At 41.9% G+C, this 18,367-nt stretch carries 11 protein-coding genes; 8 read left to right on the top strand and 3 right to left on the bottom strand.

Going from position 1 to position 18,367, the window contains the following annotated elements:
* Positions 1–109: 109 nt before the first annotated feature.
* The 5 genes from ABIN91_RS23545 (at position 110) to ABIN91_RS23525 (ending at position 7,182) form a co-directional block, all read left to right on the top strand.
* The gene (locus ABIN91_RS23545) at positions 110–2,320 is read left to right on the top strand and encodes a SulP family inorganic anion transporter (RefSeq protein WP_348054074.1); all 2,211 of its coding nucleotides are present in this window, start codon (positions 110–112) and stop codon (positions 2,318–2,320) included.
* A gap of 79 nt (positions 2,321–2,399) precedes the next feature.
* Complete coding sequence (locus tag ABIN91_RS23540; protein WP_348054073.1) at positions 2,400–3,179, top strand: DUF2490 domain-containing protein; 780 nt, start codon at positions 2,400–2,402, stop codon at positions 3,177–3,179.
* Positions 3,180–3,258: 79 nt separating this feature from the next.
* Positions 3,259–4,299 carry a tetraacyldisaccharide 4'-kinase gene (gene lpxK / locus ABIN91_RS23535; RefSeq protein ID WP_348054072.1) on the top strand — a complete coding sequence of 347 codons (1,041 nt, stop codon included), beginning with the start codon at positions 3,259–3,261 and terminating at the stop codon, positions 4,297–4,299.
* A complete protein-coding gene (locus ABIN91_RS23530; protein WP_348054071.1) occupies positions 4,289–5,104 on the top strand; it encodes a purine-nucleoside phosphorylase in 816 nt (271 codons plus the stop codon). Before lpxK ends, ABIN91_RS23530 begins: the two co-directional genes overlap by 11 nt.
* Positions 5,101–7,182 carry a putative porin gene (locus ABIN91_RS23525; RefSeq protein ID WP_348054070.1) on the top strand — a complete coding sequence of 694 codons (2,082 nt, stop codon included), beginning with the start codon at positions 5,101–5,103 and terminating at the stop codon, positions 7,180–7,182. Before ABIN91_RS23530 ends, ABIN91_RS23525 begins: the two co-directional genes overlap by 4 nt.
* Before the next feature lie 94 nt (positions 7,183–7,276).
* Here the strand turns inward: ABIN91_RS23525 and ABIN91_RS23520 are convergent, their stop codons facing one another.
* Together ABIN91_RS23520 and ABIN91_RS23515 are read right to left on the bottom strand one after the other, a co-directional pair.
* Positions 7,277–8,542, bottom strand: coding sequence for an asparagine synthetase B (locus ABIN91_RS23520; RefSeq protein WP_348054069.1), 1,266 nt, complete (start codon positions 8,540–8,542; stop codon positions 7,277–7,279).
* A 319-nt stretch (positions 8,543–8,861) separates the two neighbouring features.
* A complete protein-coding gene (locus ABIN91_RS23515) occupies positions 8,862–11,702 on the bottom strand; it encodes a T9SS type A sorting domain-containing protein (protein WP_348054068.1) in 2,841 nt (946 codons plus the stop codon).
* Positions 11,703–11,911: 209 nt separating this feature from the next.
* On the opposite strand from ABIN91_RS23515, the gene ABIN91_RS23510 reads away from it, so the two are divergent.
* Positions 11,912–13,339: an MBOAT family O-acyltransferase gene (locus ABIN91_RS23510; protein WP_348054067.1), complete on the top strand. Its 1,428-nt coding sequence runs from the start codon at positions 11,912–11,914 to the stop codon at positions 13,337–13,339.
* Positions 13,339–14,319 (top strand): hypothetical protein, encoded by a 981-nt coding sequence (locus ABIN91_RS23505; protein WP_348054066.1) that lies wholly within the window; start codon positions 13,339–13,341, stop codon positions 14,317–14,319. Before ABIN91_RS23510 ends, ABIN91_RS23505 begins: the two co-directional genes overlap by 1 nt.
* A 138-nt stretch (positions 14,320–14,457) precedes the next feature.
* On the opposite strand, the gene uvrA is transcribed toward ABIN91_RS23505, so the two are convergent.
* Positions 14,458–17,277 (bottom strand): excinuclease ABC subunit UvrA, encoded by a 2,820-nt coding sequence (uvrA, locus tag ABIN91_RS23500; protein WP_348054065.1) that lies wholly within the window; start codon positions 17,275–17,277, stop codon positions 14,458–14,460.
* A 244-nt stretch (positions 17,278–17,521) separates the two neighbouring features.
* Between uvrA and ABIN91_RS23495 the strand changes: the two genes are divergently transcribed.
* On the top strand, positions 17,522–18,112 hold the full coding sequence (locus ABIN91_RS23495) for a sigma-70 family RNA polymerase sigma factor (protein WP_348054064.1): 591 nt from the start codon (positions 17,522–17,524) through the stop codon (positions 18,110–18,112).
* Positions 18,113–18,367 lie beyond the last annotated feature (255 nt).

Raw genomic sequence — 18,367 nt, 5'->3', positions numbered from 1 at the left:
GTCTTTTGCCGTGATTTTTCATCCCGGTTAAATAATTAATTTATTGCTTTTATCACTCCCTTATGGGATATGATATAGGCTGATCCAAACTATTTAGATTTCAATTCAAATGAACACATTAGCATTTAAAAATACATTCAGAGCCAACCTGTCGTCGGGTTTGGTGGTCTTCCTGGTAGCATTGCCACTATGTTTAGGCATTGCCCTGGCCAGTGGCGCGCCTTTATTATCGGGTGTTATAACCGGTATAATCGGCGGTATTATAGTAGGCAGTTTAAGTGGCTCGCAACTGGCCGTGAGTGGTCCGGCGGCTGGTTTAACAACCATTGTAGCGGCAGCTATCATTACTTTACAATCTTACGAAACCTTTTTACTGAGCGTAATGTTAGCTGGGGCCATCCAAATTGTTTTGGGCGTGGTAAAGGCCGGTAAAGTTGGCTTATTCTTTCCATCCAATGTAATTAAGGGTATGCTTGCCGCGATAGGCATCATCCTGATACTAAAACAAATTCCTCACGCGTTTGGCTATGATGCCGATGCAGAGGGTGATTTTACCTTTTTACAGGCTGATCAGAACAATACCTTTAGCGAGATAATTCACCTGCTATCTAAACTTAACATAGGTGCCAGTGTCATCTTCCTGATATCAATGGCTATCCTGATACTTTGGGATACTCCGGCATTTAAAAAAGTCAAATCGCTGCCTGGTGGATTGGTTGTGGTAATATTAGGCGTGCTGGTATCAATAGGTTTAAATGCCATGCCCGATGCCTGGCACCTGCGAACAAACAGCTTCGTTAAAATTCCGGCGCTATCCGGCCTTAGTGATTTTGCCACTGTATTAAAGTTTCCAAACTTTAGCCAGGTAGGCAATCCCGACGTTTGGACCATCGCCCTAACCATCGCCTTTGTTGCCAGCTTAGAAACCTTGTTGAGTATAGAAGCTGTAGATAAATTGGATCCGCAAAAGCGCTCAACCCCTTTAAACCGCGAATTAATTGCACAAGGTGTAGGTAACACCATATCCGGTTTAATAGGTGGTATCCCTTTAACCGCGGTAATTGTACGCGGTGCAACCAATGTAAACGCGGGCGCAAAAACAAAGTTCTCGGCTATATTTCATGGTATATTGTTATTGGTTACCGTTATACTTATTCCAGGAATATTGAACATGATACCATTAGCCAGCTTGGCTGCTGTATTAATTATGGTAGGATACAAGTTAACTAAGGTTAAACTGTTTACCGATATGTACAAAGCAGGCTGGAACCAGTTCACACCCTTTGTAATAACTGTGGTAGCTATTATTTTAACCGATTTACTTAAAGGTGTTTTAATAGGTATGGCGGTAAGTATCGTATTCATTTTAGTTAATGCTACTAAAGATCTGATCTTCTCTACCGAAACGGATAGCGCCAAGGGTAAAGTAAAACGCCTGGTATTATCAGAACAGGTAACCTTTTTGAATAAAGCCCATTTGAACGAGTTTTTTAACAATGTTACCCCAGGAACAAGCGTTTGGATAGATGCCAGCCAAACCCGCTATATTGAACAGGATTGCCTCGAAATTTTGCAGGATTTTAAAGTGAGAGCTGCTGAGCAACGCATATCTGTAACCATCACCGGATTAAAGGATCATTACTCGTTTTTAGAAGCTAAAAGCGAAGTAATAGCACACGATCATGAGCACGACCATGATCACAGCCATCAAAACTATCAAGACTTGTTTGCCAATAACCGCAAGTTTATTGCCGATAAATTGCATTTGGATATTAACTACTTCTCTAAGTTAAGCGCGGGCCAGTCGCCACCATATTTAATAGTAGGTTGTTCTGATAGCCGTGCACCGCTTGAAATGATCACCGGGGCTCAACCCGGCGAGATCTTCAGTCAGCGTAACATAGCCAATCAGGTTATACCGAGCGATCCTAACCTTATGTCGGTTCTGCAATATGCTGTAGAAGCGTTAAAGGTTAAACACATTATTGTTTGTGGTCACTACGGTTGTGGTGGTATTAAAGCCGCGGTTGCCGGAGGCACTAATGGCACGCTTGACCAATGGTTGGGTCACGTTCGTGAAATATATCGTACCCACAAAGACGAGCTGGAAGCCATTGCTGACCCGGAAATGCAACACCGTCGTTTAGTTGAATTAAACGTGGAAGAGCAGATCCATCATCTAAAATCGACAGCTATAGTACAAGATGCTTTAAAACGCGGCCAGCCACTAAACATATATGGTTGGGTTTATGATTTGACCGACGGTATGCTGCACGATCTGCAAATACAAGATACCAAACCCCAACCAGAGTTGGTATAAGCTCTTAATTAGCCGATACTCAAATTGTTTTACTTACCCAGGCCGGATGTTCCCATACATCCGGCTTTATTAACTTATTATGCTTATTCAAAAAAATAAGGCAATACTAACGGTATTGCTTATTCTATCCATATTTTCCAATAAACTTTCGGCTCAAACGGCCCGGTACAACACCACAAATTTCCATGCCTGGACGGTGCTCAACAGTCAGATATCACTGAACGATAAATTTGGTATTCACGCCGAGGTACAGATCAGGCGTAACGATGGTTTTAACAAATGGCAGCAGTTGCTATTAAGGCCGGGTATTTTTTATAACATCAACGCAAACCTATCCGCTACAGCGGGATATGCTTATGTAGAAACTTACCCTTACGGCGAAATACCAAGCGCCAAGGTAGCTTTCCCCGAACACCGCATCTGGCAGCAATTTCAACTCACCCAAAAAACCGGGAGTGTTGATGTAGTTAGCCGCTTAAGGTTAGAACAGCGCTTTTTTGGCGACGCCAGTTTAGGTACCTTCACCAATACCCGGTACGAAAACCGTTTCCGTTATATGCTGCGCGCGGTTATCCCCATCACAAAAGATGCAAACAAAACCACCAAACTGTATCTGCCCGTTTATGATGAAGTATTTATCAACTTTGGCGAGAACGTAAAATATAACACCTTCGATCAAAACCGTTTTGGTGCAGGCCTGGGCCTAAACACCGGCAAAACCGGCAAAATAGAAGTTGGCTATATGTACCAATACGTACAACAACGTAATCTACTGCCCGATTTAAGGCAGGTGGTTGAAAATAACCATACGCTAAGTATCAGTTGGTTTACCGCCATAAAGCTTGGTAAAAAACATTAACCGACTAAATCAATATCTAATAAAATCAGCGCAATCATAGTAATCAATAAAATCAACGGTCTATCTTTGCCCTTTGCTTATGTTGAAATACTTGCGCTGGTTTTTATTACCCTTTTCGTGGCTTTACGGATGCATCATCATCATCCGTAATTGGTGCTATAATGCAGGTATATTCAAAAGCACGGCTTTTGATCTGCCTGTAATCTCGATCGGAAACCTCGATGTAGGCGGCGCAGGCAAAAGCCCAATGACTGAATATTTAGTACGCCTGTTTAAAGCCGACCACAAACTGGCAACCCTAAGCCGTGGCTATGGTCGTACAACAACAGGTTTTATACTTGCCACTGCTACTGCCAGTGCTACTGAAATAGGCGATGAACCCGCCCAGTTCAAGCAAAAATTTCCGGATATTACTGTGGCTGTTTGTGAGGATAGGGTAGTAGGGGTCGATCAATTAAAAACAGATCACGATCTTATTATTTTAGATGATGCTTATCAGCACCGGGCCGTTAAACCGGGTTTTAGTATTTTGTTGTTTGATTACAGCAGGATATTTGAACCTCATTTTATGCTCCCGGCAGGAAACCTGCGCGAACCCTTCGGTGGGAGAGAACGAGGTGATATTATCATCATCAGTAAATGCCCCGATACATTAACTTCTACTGTGCAGGAGCGTATTAAAGGGCGCATTAAACCATTCAGCCATCAACAACTTTTTTTTACGTCCATCAATTATGCAGCTTTGCGCGATATGGATGATAATACCTCAGCAGCACTAATTTACCAGAATACTACCGTGTTTTTGATCACCGGGATAGCCAATCCTGCACCCTTGTTAAATCATGTTAAAAAGCATACTAAACAGGTAATACATCACAATTATCCCGATCATCATCAGTTTAGCTTAAAAAATATTACTAAACTTGCCGATGAGTTTAATGCCTGCCCTGCAGATAAAAAACTAATTATTACAACAGAAAAGGATATACAACGTTTACGAGAACACACACTGCTGCCAACCATAAAACAACTACCCGTTTTGGTAATACCAATTGAGGTTCAGTTTTTAAATAACCAGCAAGCCGTGTTCGATAAAATTATGAAAGAATATGTTAGATAACATACAATCAACCGCAAGTTATATCAAAAGCCGCATTGGCGATTTTGAACCCGAAATAGGTATCATTTTAGGAACCGGACTTGGTGGCCTGGTTAAAGAAATTGAGATAGAGAAACAAATGATGTACTCCAACATTCCCGATTTTCCTATTTCAACGCTGGAGTTTCACTCCGGTAAATTAATATTTGGTAAACTGGCTGGTAAAAATGTAGTGGCTATGCAAGGCCGTTTACATTATTACGAAGGTTATAGCATGCAGCAAATTACCTTCCCGGTAAGGGTGATGAAAATGCTGGGCATTAAAACCCTCTTCGTATCAAACGCCAGCGGCTCATTAAATCCCGATTTTAAAAAGGGTGACCTGATGGTGATTGAAGACCACATTAACCTGCAACCAGATAATCCGCTTATCGGCAATAACAATGTTGAATTGGGTCCGCGTTTTCCGGATATGAGCGAGCCTTACCGTCATGATCTGATTGAAAAAGGGTTGAAAATTGCTAAAGACAACAATATTACCTGCCACAAAGGTGTTTATGTATCGGTAACGGGCCCTAATTTAGAAACCCGTGCCGAGTACAAATATTTACGCATTATAGGTGGCGATGCTGTGGGGATGAGCACTGTACCCGAGGTAATTGTAGCCAACCATATGGGGCTCCCCGTTTTTGCTATTTCGGTATTAACGGATGAAGGTTTTCATGCTAACTTAACACCCGTATCATTACAAGAAATACTATCGGTAGCAACCGAAGCCGAACCCAAGCTTACGCTGATATTAAAAGAACTGATCGCCGCGCTTTGATAACAAAAAAGGTTAAATATTTACTGCTGCTGTTAATATGCTTATCGGTACAGGTTGCACACGCCCAATTTACGCGCCAAACCAATACTGTCGAAGATAACCGTAACCGCATGCGCGATACTACGCCAGTAACCAAAACTTTAACTGATGATGAGATGCTGGATTCTCTTCGTAAAAAGGAAGAGAAAAAAAAGGATACGGTCATCTTCTCTTCAAAGTACATTAAAATAACCAACGAGCGTTTACTAAACGATAGTACACAGATTTTTCCTTTGGATACGGGCTTGGCAAACTTTGAGAATTATAGTCCGCTTTACCAGCCGCACAGCCCCAAAATTGGTTTAGGTAACCTGGGTTTGGCAGAGCGCGATATGCTGTTTGAGCCGAGTAAAAATATTGGCTTTGATGTTGGGCAACATTATATGGATGCCTATCTGCTGCACCCCGAAGATATTTTATATTACAAAGCGCGTGTGCCCTTAACCAGTTTGTATTTGGTGAGCGGCGGGCAAATTGAGCAGCTATTTAAACTGAGCCACACGCAAAATATTTTGCCCAACTGGAACGTGGGTTTAAATTATAACAAGATAGGGTCTGATGGTTTATATGCCCGGCAAAAGCCCGATCACCTTAATGCCGCTTTTTTTACCTGGTACGAATCAAAAGACAAGCGGTACAATCTGTTGGCAAACACTTTCTTCAACAACCTTAAAGCTCCCGAAAATGGTTCAATAACCAGCGATACGGTTTTTACAGGTAATGCCGCTTTGGCTAAAAATGGTATCCCGATAAGGCTGACCAACACCCGCGATAACATACGCGATAATGGCGTTTACATTAAGCAGTTTTATTATTTAGGACGTGTTGATACCTTAAATAATGACGCCAACTCAAAAGTATTACCTACGCAGCGCATTGCCTATACGCTTTACTATAATGTACGTAAGTACAAGTTTCAGCAGGATGATATTGATAATTATAAAGTTTTTCCTGACTATTATTATGACAAAAGTATATCGCGAGATTCGCTGGCTTTACTGCATGTACAAAACGAGTTTTCGTATAGTTTTTATCTGCGTGGCCAATCGGTAAAGTTTGTGAAGAACGAAGCCAAGCTTGATCTGGGTATCCGTCATGATTATTATAGCTACTCGCAATGGGTACGTGATACATTAACCACGCAAGGGCAATCAGGAACGGGCTTACCGCAGATGGATAAAAAACAGGGAACAACCTTTCAGGATATTACACTCAAAGCTAAATTAGGCTACAGTTTTAGCGATAAGATGGGCTTGGATGCCGATTTTCAGCAGATTGTTCAGGGCCGGGATTTTGGTAACTATTTATACGATGCCAAGTTAAATTTATCGGCAGGGGATAAGATCGGTAAGATCATTATGGAAGCCTATACCCAAAACAGTTCGCCGCCGTTAATTTATACCAATTGGGATAGTAACCATTTTAGGTGGCAAAATAATTTTAAGAACGTTAAAACCACCAGTGCATCGTTTACTTACATTAACGATAAATTGCAGTTTAACATAAAGGCCGAATACTTTTTGATCAACAACTACCTATATTTTACCGCACAGCCAAATGGTATTGATGCCACACCAACGCAAGAGGTTGCACCCATTAATTTGTTAAAGATAAGCGTAAGTAAAAACCTGTCTTTTGGCCGTTGGCACTTTGATAACTTTGCCGTTTACCAAAAAACCGATTATCAGAATACTTTGCGCACTCCCGAATTATACACCTATAGTAGCCTGTATTATGGCAAACTGTTATTCAATGTGCTCAATACTAATATAGGTTTAAATGTGCGCTACAACTCGCCATTTGTTGCGCCATCGTACGCGGTAGGTTTGGGTCAGTTTTATAACGGACCGGCAGTTAAATTTTCATCGTACCCGGTTGGTACAGTTTTTATTAAAGCCACGCTTAAGCGTACCAATTTATTCCTGATGTATGATTATGCGAACCAGGGCCTACTCAGCAATGGTTACTACACCGTAAACCGCTACCCAATGCCCGATGCTATTTTAAAATTCGGCGTGTTATGGAATTTTTACGATTAACGAGGATAGACTCAAGAATCAGGATGCAAGAATCAAGATTTGAAATTTGATGATTTAATCTTGATTCCTGAGTCTCCTTCTTGATTCTCTTCCCCTACGTTTTCTGCTTCTTCTTCTTAGCAGCCGGGAATAACACGTTATTCAAAATCAACCGGTAACCGGGTGAATTAGGGTGCAAACTCAGATCAGTTGGCGGGTCGCCAACTTTGTGCTGGTAATCTTCGGGGTCGTGGCCGCTGTAGAACGTCCATTGGCCCTTGCCAAATTCGCCGTGTATGTAGCGTACTTCGTTCATAGTTTTGGCTTCACCTAAAACCGTAACGCTTGGCTTAATCAGTTTGGCGTTAAAGGCAGTTGTTAAGCCCATAAACCCCTTGATAACCTTATCATGATCCTGCGTAAGCATACTGGCTACCACATCCCACTTAGCCGAAAAATCAAACAAAGTGAAAAAATCACGTTCGCGCTCCACTTGTCTTGTGGGGGTATCATCAATATCGCTGAACGAGTGCGACATAGGGTTATTATCCAGGTGAAAGTTTTGAAAAGCGAAGGTTTGTGTAAAATCCAGTTTTGATTGCGCGTCCGGGTCGGCTGGGTCACCATCAAACATGCGTTCGCAAATATCGGTGTTTGATGCCGCAAGGGCTATGTCGAACGTATCGGTACCAGAACACATCGCGAACAAAAATCCACCACCGGCGCAAAAATCGCGAATGTGCTGCGCTACGGCCAGTTTCATTTGCGATACCTTTTTAAAGCCCAGTTTTTTTGCCAAAGCTTCCTGGTTGTTTACATCTTCAACATACCAGGGGTAAGAGTGATAAACCTGGTAAAACTTACTATACTGGCCCGTAAAATCTTCATGGTGAAGGTGCAACCAATCATATTTGGGCAGGTCGCCCTTAATTACTTCCTCATCATAAACCACATCATAAGGTATCTCGGCATATTTTAAAACCAGGGTAACGGCATCATCCCAGGGTAGTTTACTTTTGGGAGAGTACACGGCCATTTTGGGAGCTTTGAGCAACTTAACCACATCCATATTTACCGATGGATCACTCACTTCGGCAATAATAGCGTTTACCCGGGCTTCGGGTATAACCTCATAGCTAACTCCGCGTATTTTACATTCTTTTTCAATGTTGGCATCATACTTCATCATAAAGCTGCCGCCCCGGTAATTGAGTAGCCAGTCTACCTCTTCGTTATTTTTTAAGGTCCAGAAAGCTATTCCGTACGATTTTAGGTGATCCTTCTGCGTTTCGTCCATCGGCAATAATATGGACGATGCTTGGGTAATTAAAGCGGAAAGGCAAAAGGCAAAAGCTAAAATGGATCTCAAAAAATGCTTCATTTTCAAAAGTAACGAATAAAAACAAATGCTATTGTTGTTTACAGAGATTATAGGTTGTTACGATGCTTCAAAAATAATTTGTATTTCGCGTGCAACCTATTGGCAGGATAACGCATCTTATATAAAAATGAGATTCAATATTGGAACTAAAATATAACCTTCGGTGAGTGTGTACCCTCCAGCTTTTCCGGAATATCAATTGCGAGGGCCCTACGTGCCTTGTGCTCATTATATAATAAATGAAACAAAAGCCCCGCTAAGTTTTTAGCAGGGCTTTTGTTTTACAACATTTCGAACTTGAACTGAATATTAGTTTTTACTATTGATTTATTCTGATCAATTTTTTCATCATGGTATTGCTACCTTGTTTTATCTCAACCACATATACACCCATCGTTACGCCCGACATGTCGATTAGTTTTGAATAATCAAGGGTGCTTTTGGCATCCGTAAAGCTTGAGAATATTCTGCCGGTTTGCTCATTATAAATGCGCACGTTAACGCTGTTCTTCACATCAGGGCTGTTAAAGGCCACGCTTACATAACCAACCGATGGGTTAGGGTATAACTTTAAGGTATTTAGCTGGGTAACAGTTTTATTTACACCTGTAGGAGTTACTAATCCTTTGGTATCAACATTCGCCGGTAATGCATTTAGGCTTTGCCCTGTTACAACGGCGCCCATAACCGGGATAACAAATATGGGTGTTTCGGTAACGGTTAGTTGGAGTTTGCCGTTTATTACTTTAGCATATTGCATGTCCATGCTATCGGCGCCAATTTTCAGGGTGTAAACTTTGGCGGAATCTGCTCCCGGCAGATCGAGCGAATAATCGGCTGTTCTTCCTTTCTCATCCGGTACAACCAGAATATAAGCCGATTTACCATTCAAATCATATTTGTCAACAATTGGATCACTATTTAAAGTTTGTTTAAAAGTGTATTCGCCTAAAAGTTTGTTAGTTTGATACATATAATCAGCTGCAGGCCGGCGAGTTTTATCATCATTGATCAAACCTGACGAGCCAAATTGGATAGGATTAAGCGCGTTATCATCATACATCTGATAAAAGAAGATCCTGTCCACACCGTTACGGGCATATAATAATGAGGAACGTAAAATCCAGTCGGCTTGGGTTTGGATAGGCGTTTTATTGCCTATCTGGATAGCTTTATACGGACTGCCCTGATTCAGATCATAACCAACTTCGGTAACCCAAACCGGCATATCGCCGGCTACCTCATGCGCCATCTTAACAAAATCGCGGGCTGATTTTCCGGTGAACGAATCAACCTCCGGTGCCATGCCACGTGTTGATGTTCCGTTTTGCGAACTGTTGGCATCGTTTGAGTAGAGGTGGTAATTGATCACATCCCAGCAAAGGTTTACTGAGCCATCCGCTTTGTAACCACGGTGCTGTTTACACCAATCAACCATGCCGCGCACATAGCCCGGGTCGGCGTGTGATAGACCGCACATCACCACTTTCATAGATGCATCCGCATTTTTTACACCCACGCCGGGGCCCATGGTGTTTTTATTACCATCGTAAAAAGCAGATAGGTTGGCGGCATACTCATAAGCGGTTTGGAAACCTTTGCGGCCTTTCCACCATTTATCGCGCTCGTTATCGCACTCAATGTATTTGATCAGGCCCATTCCTTTTTTGATCACATTAACCGGGTCGCCCGTCCAGCGCTGGGTGCCGTTCACACTTAATAATGTACTATCAACCTGCGCGTTTGAACCGTAACGGGCCACGTATTGAAAGGCCGTTTTGGCCTGCTCTATGTAAGATGCCGGGTCGGAAAAATCCTTACCATACTTTAGCGGAACATTCTCGCCATCCTTCAAGCTATCAGGGTAACTGTCCACCATCCAACCTGGCAATTGCTTTAAGTCGGCCAACACTTCAATGCCATTATCCTTGCAAAACTGGTACATGGCATCGTAGCTCCAACCACCATTGCGGGTAGGGTTATAGGTATAGCTACCCTGATCGGCTTCCAGTTTTTCCCAATCCATATAATGCCTAACCTGGGTGAATGATTTTAGCGCCTTGATCTGGTCGGGATCTATCTTGGTAGGATCAATAGCTCCATTCTCAAAATTCCACTCGAAGGCGTTTATGCCAAAAAATTGTTTAAGCTTGGTTGGCCTTTGCACCATAGGCGCGATAGGAGTTGGCGCTTTGTAAGTACCATATAATTCCATTTCGGTAGGGTAGCCACTGTTGCTGTTTACCACCAGGTATTTGATATCCGTTATGGTGCTGTCCAGATTAAATTTCGCATCACCATCGGTTGCTCTATCTGGATACGGACCTAACCATGTTAAATATTGAAAACCTTTGAATACCCCAACGTTTATGCGCTGGCCCTTGCTGTTAATGATGGCTAGCGTCATGGGTTTATCCAAACCGCCGTGATAGCTAAAAAATTTAACTTTGGATAGGGTGATCTTTTCGCCATCGGCAACGGGGTAAACGGCATCAAAGTTATCTATAAGTTTCCCCCAGCCGGTGTTTACATCCACATCAGTAACACCATCTGTTAAAGCATCCAGGCCATTGCTTACGTTGTTGAGCTGGTACCAGCGGCTTGCTGTGATAGGTATTTTGACAATGCTATCCGGCTTAACTACAGGTGGCGTTACAGGTACAGTAACCGGCGGAGTTGTTATGTTAGGATAGCCATAAATCAATACTTTTTGTGGTATGTTGTTACCGTATTTATGAACAATGATGGCATCAGCATCAACAGGTACATCATAAGTGTGATTTTCCCAGGTCATGTAACTTGGGCCGAAGAACTTGGTGAGTAATGTTTTTTTAGTGCCTTTTAAAGCATAAATGTAAGCAGGTTGTAATAAAAAAACACCCTGGTAATCGTAAAGGGATAATTTGGTTATTTTACCGGGTGTTGCTAGTTTGAGTGTAATATCTACATACACAGAATTACCTGACCATACGGCTTGTATCAGTGTATCCAGGCCGTCACTAAGCCAGGGGGAATAATCTTGCCCGGTGTTTTTGCTTACCGTAAAGCCCGAAAATTTTAAACGCTGCACTGTTTGCGCAAAACAAAGCTGGGTAACAAGCGTAAACAGAATGATAAAGAACGATAGCTTACCAGAAGCCATGTGGTAGATAGCTCTCATAATAATTAGTTTAGGATAAAATAATAAACCGGTTAGGTGAACCAGTCAATAAAAAGTTGGTTAGGCATTTATACGATACCCTTAAAAAACATGTTGCAATTTTTTTGGAAATAAATTCAACTAATAAGCAGTGTTTACGTAGAAGTATTATTGGTGTTTATGTACTAATTTGATTATTTTGCACCATGTTAAATCTCTTTTAAAGCAGTATGTTATTTAATTCTGTTGCGTTTGCGCTATTTTACATACTTGTAACCACCTTATATTTTGTTTGCCCTTACAGGTTTAGGTGGGTAATACTGCTGGCCGCCAGTTGCTATTTTTATATGGCTTTTGTGCCCATTTATATTTTAATACTGGGTTTTACTATTGTAATAGACTACATTGCAGGGATATATATTGAGAAGGAACAAGACCCCCGAAAGCGAAAACTACTGCTCGTTGTTAGTTTGATATCCAATATTGGGATACTGGCTTTCTTTAAGTATTTCAACTTTATCAATTTAAATATTGATTACATTTTCCACGAGTTTAACTGGCATAACCCAATACCTTACTTAACTATCCTGCTACCCATAGGTTTATCGTTCCACACCTTTCAGGCCATGAGTTACACCATTGAGGTGTACCGGGGTAATCATAAGGCCGAAAAGCATTTTGGTATTTACAGTTTATACGTAATGTTTTACCCGCAGCTGGTTGCAGGGCCGATAGAAAGGCCGCAGAATATTCTGTACCAGATGCATACCAAATACCCCTTCAACTATCAGCTGATGACATCGGGTTTGAAGATGATGCTTTGGGGTTTTTTCAAAAAACTGGTTATTGCCGATAGGCTCTCCATATTTGTTAACTCGGTTTATAACAATCCCGATCTGCATAACGGCACTACCATTGTTATCGCGTCCTTATTCTTCGCGGTACAGATCTATTGCGATTTTTCGGGTTATACCGATATCGCTATCGGTTGCGCCAAAACCATGGGTTTTGATTTAATGAAGAACTTTAATCGCCCTTATTTTGCAACAAACATTCAGGATTTTTGGCGCAGGTGGCACATCTCGCTCTCAACCTGGTTTCGCGATTATTTGTATATACCGTTGGGTGGAAGCAAGGTGTCAACCGGCAGGCGCTATTTAAACCTGTTCATCATATTTGCCGTGAGTGGGATATGGCATGGTGCAAACTATACCTATATTATATGGGGGGCACTACATGGTTTATATTCCGTAGTATATGTAATTATCAAGCCTTATCTCCGTAAGGAATCCGAAAACGAGTTTATCAATACCATCACCCGGATGGGTAATACAGTAATAACTATAGGCTTTGTAACCTTCGCCTGGATATTCTTCAGGGCTAATTCGGTGGGGGATGCGTTTACTGTTATCCGCAATTTAAAAAGCTTTGGCGCGAGGCCTTTCATGGGCGATGGGGTAAGCAACTTCGCGCACTCGCTTTTGGCTATCGCGATACTATTCGCGGTGGAGTACAAAATGGAGTTTATACCACAAAGGTTCAACTGGTTCACATCGCGCAATATTGTGGTGCGTTGGGGATCAATAGCGCTTACCGTGTTTTTATTGCTGATACTGGGTGTGTTTAACGGCGGACAGTTTATCTATTTTCAATTTTAATGAGACAACGATTGGTATTAAAGTTCCTGTTTCGCCTGACTGCTTTTTGCGTGCTGTTATTTGTGCTCGACCGGTTGATAGGTTATGGGTTTAAAACGGCCTATTTTAATCAACAGGTAGGGCAGTTTAGCCAAACTACCTATGCCATTGATAGCGCCCGCGCCGATGTAATGGTGTTTGGCAGCTCGCGTGCGGTGAGGCATTATTCAACAACTATTATATCAAAAGAATTGGGCTTAACCTGCTATAACTCCGGTCGTGATGGGCAAATGATACCTTACTCTGCCGCGGTTGAAGAGGTATCGCTAAATCGCCATAAACCCAAACTGATCATTTTAGATATCAACCCCTGGGAGTTGGCTAACAACCCATCTAAATACGAAAAGCTAACCATACTATTGCCGTATTGCGATGAGCATAAAGAGCTGGTGCCTTATATTAGTGAGGTGAGCGAGTTTGAACGGTATAAGCTAATGTCGAAGGTTTACCCGTATAACTCATCCATATTTATTTTGGCTACCAATGCGCTGTTCCCTAAGTCGGCAAAAAAGGATAGTGCAGGTTACTTGCCGCTTGAAGGTGTAATGACTCCGGCGTATTTAGCTGAATATACCACAAGGATGCAGGCAAGGTATCAGCGTATTAAAGTGAACAAAGAAGTTCCGGAAGAGAAGGGAATAGCCTATTTTAAAAAGTTTTTAGATAACACGGCTAAATACAACATTAAAACTGTTGTGGTAATATCGCCAACAATTTTGAAGGACCCGTTTGAGTTGGATAATCAGTCGCTGGAGAAGAAGTTAGTAGTCGATATCACTAAAAAGTATCCCAATGTTACCTTTTTGGATTACTCATCCGATGCGCGATTTAACAGCCAGCCACAAAAATTTTCGGATGAGTTTCACCTGAACAGGTATGGCTCTGAGGAGTTTTCGACCGGCTTTGCCAGGTATTTGAAAGCTAATAGGTTTGTGGAGTAATAAGAGCGTATTGTGCGCTTAATCCCATTTAATTCTAAATATGTCATTGCGAGGAACGAAGCAATCGCGAACTAATCAAGTCCGCCTTGCCTCCTTGCGATTGCTTCGTTCCTCGCAATGACGAATGGATAAAATGCGTTAATTAAATCGCTCCTTTAAATATTTCCCGGTGTGAGAATTTTTCTCTTTGATTAAATTCTCAGGTGTGCCTTCAAAAACTACTTTACCGCCGTAGTTACCACCTTCGGGGCCAATGTCAATTACCCAATCGGCGCATTTAATCACGTCCATGTTGTGTTCAATTACGATAATGGTATTGCCATGTTCCATTAAAGCATCGAATGATTTGAGCAGCTTTTTGATATCATGAAAATGCAAACCGGTTGTTGGCTCATCAAAAATGAACAACGTTTTGTTGGCGTTGTTCCCTTTCACCAGGAAGGACGCCAGCTTGATCCGCTGTGCTTCGCCGCCGGATAGGGTGTTTGATGATTGTCCTAAATGTACATAGCCCAAACCAACATCAACCAGCGGTTTTATTTTGCTGATGATCTTCGGCTCTTTGGAGAAGAACTCCAAAGCTTCGTCAATGGTCATGTTCAGTACATCGTCAACGTTCTTTTCGTTGTAGGTAACGTCGAGCACGTGTTGTTTAAAGCGTTTGCCTCCACAGGTTTCGCAGGTTAAAAATATATCGGCCATAAACTGCATTTCTATCTTCACCTCGCCTTCGCCTTGGCAGGTATCGCAACGGCCACCCTCTACGTTGAACGAGAATGCTGATGGTTTCAATCCGGCTGCTTTGGCTGTGGCTTGTGATGAATACAGGTTACGGATCTCGTCCCAGGCCTTAACATAAGTTACCGGGTTAGAGCGTGATGAACGGCCAATCGGATTTTGATCCACCAGTTCAACTTGTTCAATTTTACGATAATCACCTTCAATGCTATCGTAGCTGCCGGTTTGTTCTCCCGTATAGCTGCCCAATGCTTTTTGGATGGCCGGTGCTAAAATGCGTTTAACCAAACTTGTTTTGCCTGAGCCTGATACACCCGTAACAACCGTTAGTATCCCGATAGGAAATTTAGCGGTAACGTTCTGCAAATTATTTTCGCGTGCGCCTTTGATCTCGATAAAATCGGTCCAGGGGCGGCGGTGTTTTGGAATGGCTATCTCTTCGCGGCGGCTTAGGTATTTGCCTGTTAAGCTATGGTCGTCGGTTAATATTTCGGTATATGTTCCGGTGAATATCAATTCACCGCCATTTGTTCCGGCTTCGGGGCCAATGTCTATCAGGTAATCTGCGGCCTGCATAATTTCTTCTTCGTGCTCAACGATGATTACTGTGTTCCCTACATCCCGTAAAGATTTTAATACGCCAATTAGCTTTTGTGTATCGCGTGGGTGCAAACCAATGCTCGGTTCATCTAATACATAAATAGACCCCACCAAACTACTACCTAAAGAAGTAGCCAGATTGATCCGTTGCGATTCACCTCCCGAAAGGGTGTTTGATAAACGGTTCAGGGTTAAATATCCCAAGCCAACATCGTTTAAAAAGTTTAACCGGTTAATGATCTCTAAAAGTAAACGCTTACCAATGGTTTGATCGTGCTCGTTCAGTTTCAAATCGCGGAAAAACTCATAAGCTTTATCCAGCGGCATTAATACAATATCGGTAATGGATTTACCATCGATCTTAACGTAAGATGCATCCTGACGCAAACGGCTGCCTTTGCAATCCGGGCAATTGGTTTTGCCACGATAGCGGGATAGCAGTACCCGGTATTGTATTTTATAAGTTTGCTCTTCCAGTTCCTTAAAAAAGGCATCCAATCCACGGAAGTGTTTGTTGCCTTTCCACAACAATTCCTGCTGCTTATCGGTTAATTGATTGTATTGGCGATGGATAGGAAAATCGAATTTTAATGATTCCTTAACCAGCTTATCATTCCACTCGCGCATTTTTTCGCCGCGCCAGGGGGCAATAGCTCCTTCGTAAATGGTTTTGCTTTTATCGGGGATAACCAGGTCCTCGTCAATGCCAATTACCTTGCCGTAACCTTCGCACTTTTTACAAGCGCCGTAAGGGTTGTTAAAACTGAAAAAATTTGGCGATGGCTCTTCAAAACGCATTCCATCTAACTCGAACCTATCACAAAAGAATTGTTCTTTTTCTGTTTCGCCATCAGGCAACTGGTATCGCACATAGCAATCGCCTTTACCTTCAAAAAAAGCGGTTTGGGCGCTATCTGCAGCACGGCTCAGGGTTTCTTCTTCACCGTTTTTGTTGATACGGTCAATAACTATTTTAAGCTCTTCATCGTCTTTCAACGTTTCGTTACCTACCTCAATATCTTCGAGCATGCTCTCTATACGGGCCAACTTGCCGCGATATTCCACACGGACAAAGCCTTTTTGCATTAATACGGCCAGCTCTTCTTTTAAACTGCGGTTATTATGCGGGTGCAAGGGGCATAAAACGGTAACGGTAGTATCATCGGGCAAAGCACCAATAAAATTTACCACATCGGTAACGGTATCTTTTTTAACCTCCTGACCAGATACCGGTGAAATGGTACGGCCTATGCGCGAGAACAATAATTTTAAATAATCGTAGATCTCGGTTGATGTGCCTACGGTTGACCGTGGATTTGATGTAATTACCTTTTGCTCAATGGCGATGGCCGGGGCAATACCACGGATGTAATCAACATCGGGCTTGTTCATTCTACCCAAAAATTGGCGGGCGTATGATGAAAGGCTCTCTACATAGCGGCGCTGGCCCTCGGCATAAAGGGTATCAAAGGCGAGTGATGATTTGCCCGAACCCGACATACCTGTAATTACAACCAGTTTATTTTTAGGGATGGCCACGTCCATATTTTTGAGATTATGTACCCTGGCGCCCTTTATTATGATGTTTTTATGCGAATCCTGCTCTGCTTCTATCTTCATCTAAATGTTAAAAAACCTTAAATATTTGTGTAATAAGAACAATGTTCTTAAATTGTTTAGCATTTGCAAAAATATGGCTTATAGCTGGTTTAAAAATCAGAATTAAGTATTTTATTATTTGCAGATTGTCAAAATATTTATTTCATTTGAATAACGAATTTACTCACTAAAATATTTCCCCTATAGATAGCAACTCTACTTTATAAAATTTCGTATATTAATTTAGACTTAAAGTAGTAATTCTATGGATTTCCAACAGACTAGTGACCAGGATTTGATCCATCTTTATATTGGCGGCGATGAAAAAGGCCTTCAGGAACTGATACGCCGTTACCAACAAAAAATTTATACTTCCATTTATCTATTGGTTAAGGATGAGTACCTTGCCGAAGATATTTTTCAGGATACGTTTATTAAGGTTATCAATACCCTTAAAGCCGGGCGCTATAACGAGGAAGGTAAGTTTTTACCATGGGTGATACGTATTGCCCATAATTTGGTTATTGACCATTTTAGAAGAGAAAAACGTACCCCGGTAATTAACAATGGCGACGACTTTGATATTTTTGAAGTGCTGGGTCGTTATGATGAAAGTATTGAAGATAAGCTGGTGCGCGAACAAACCCACCGCGACCTTAAAGGATTGATACACCTTTTACCATCTGAACAAAAAGAGGTATTGATAATGCGCCATTATGGTGATCTGAGCTTTAAAGAGATTGCCGATATTACCGAAGTGAGCATTAACACCGCTTTGGGCCGTATGCGTTACGCGCTGAATAATTTGCGTAAGATGTTACAAAGTAAAGAAGGTACGTTGAAGTTGAATAATTAGTAGTGGTTGATGGCCGTAAGGCCGATGTAGAATTGTTATTATGTATGGCGATGGGTTTGAAAACCTGTCGCCATTTTTTTACCTGAGTGGGATTGGCTTTACTGTCTGTCATTGCGAGCCTGCCTGCCGGCAGGCTCGCAATTGTAAAGGTTTATTAATTCGGTAACAGAATTAGCTTTATACTATGTAAGCTAAAAGTTATGCGGAATATTAATAATGACCTAACGCTAAAGCGGAACTATCTGAGCAAGTATC

This window comes from Mucilaginibacter sp. (assembly GCF_039921305.1).
Taxonomy (GTDB): domain Bacteria; phylum Bacteroidota; class Bacteroidia; order Sphingobacteriales; family Sphingobacteriaceae; genus Mucilaginibacter.
The sequence above is the reverse complement of the archived record's forward strand: the minus strand, read 5'-3'. Positions and strand labels throughout refer to the sequence as shown.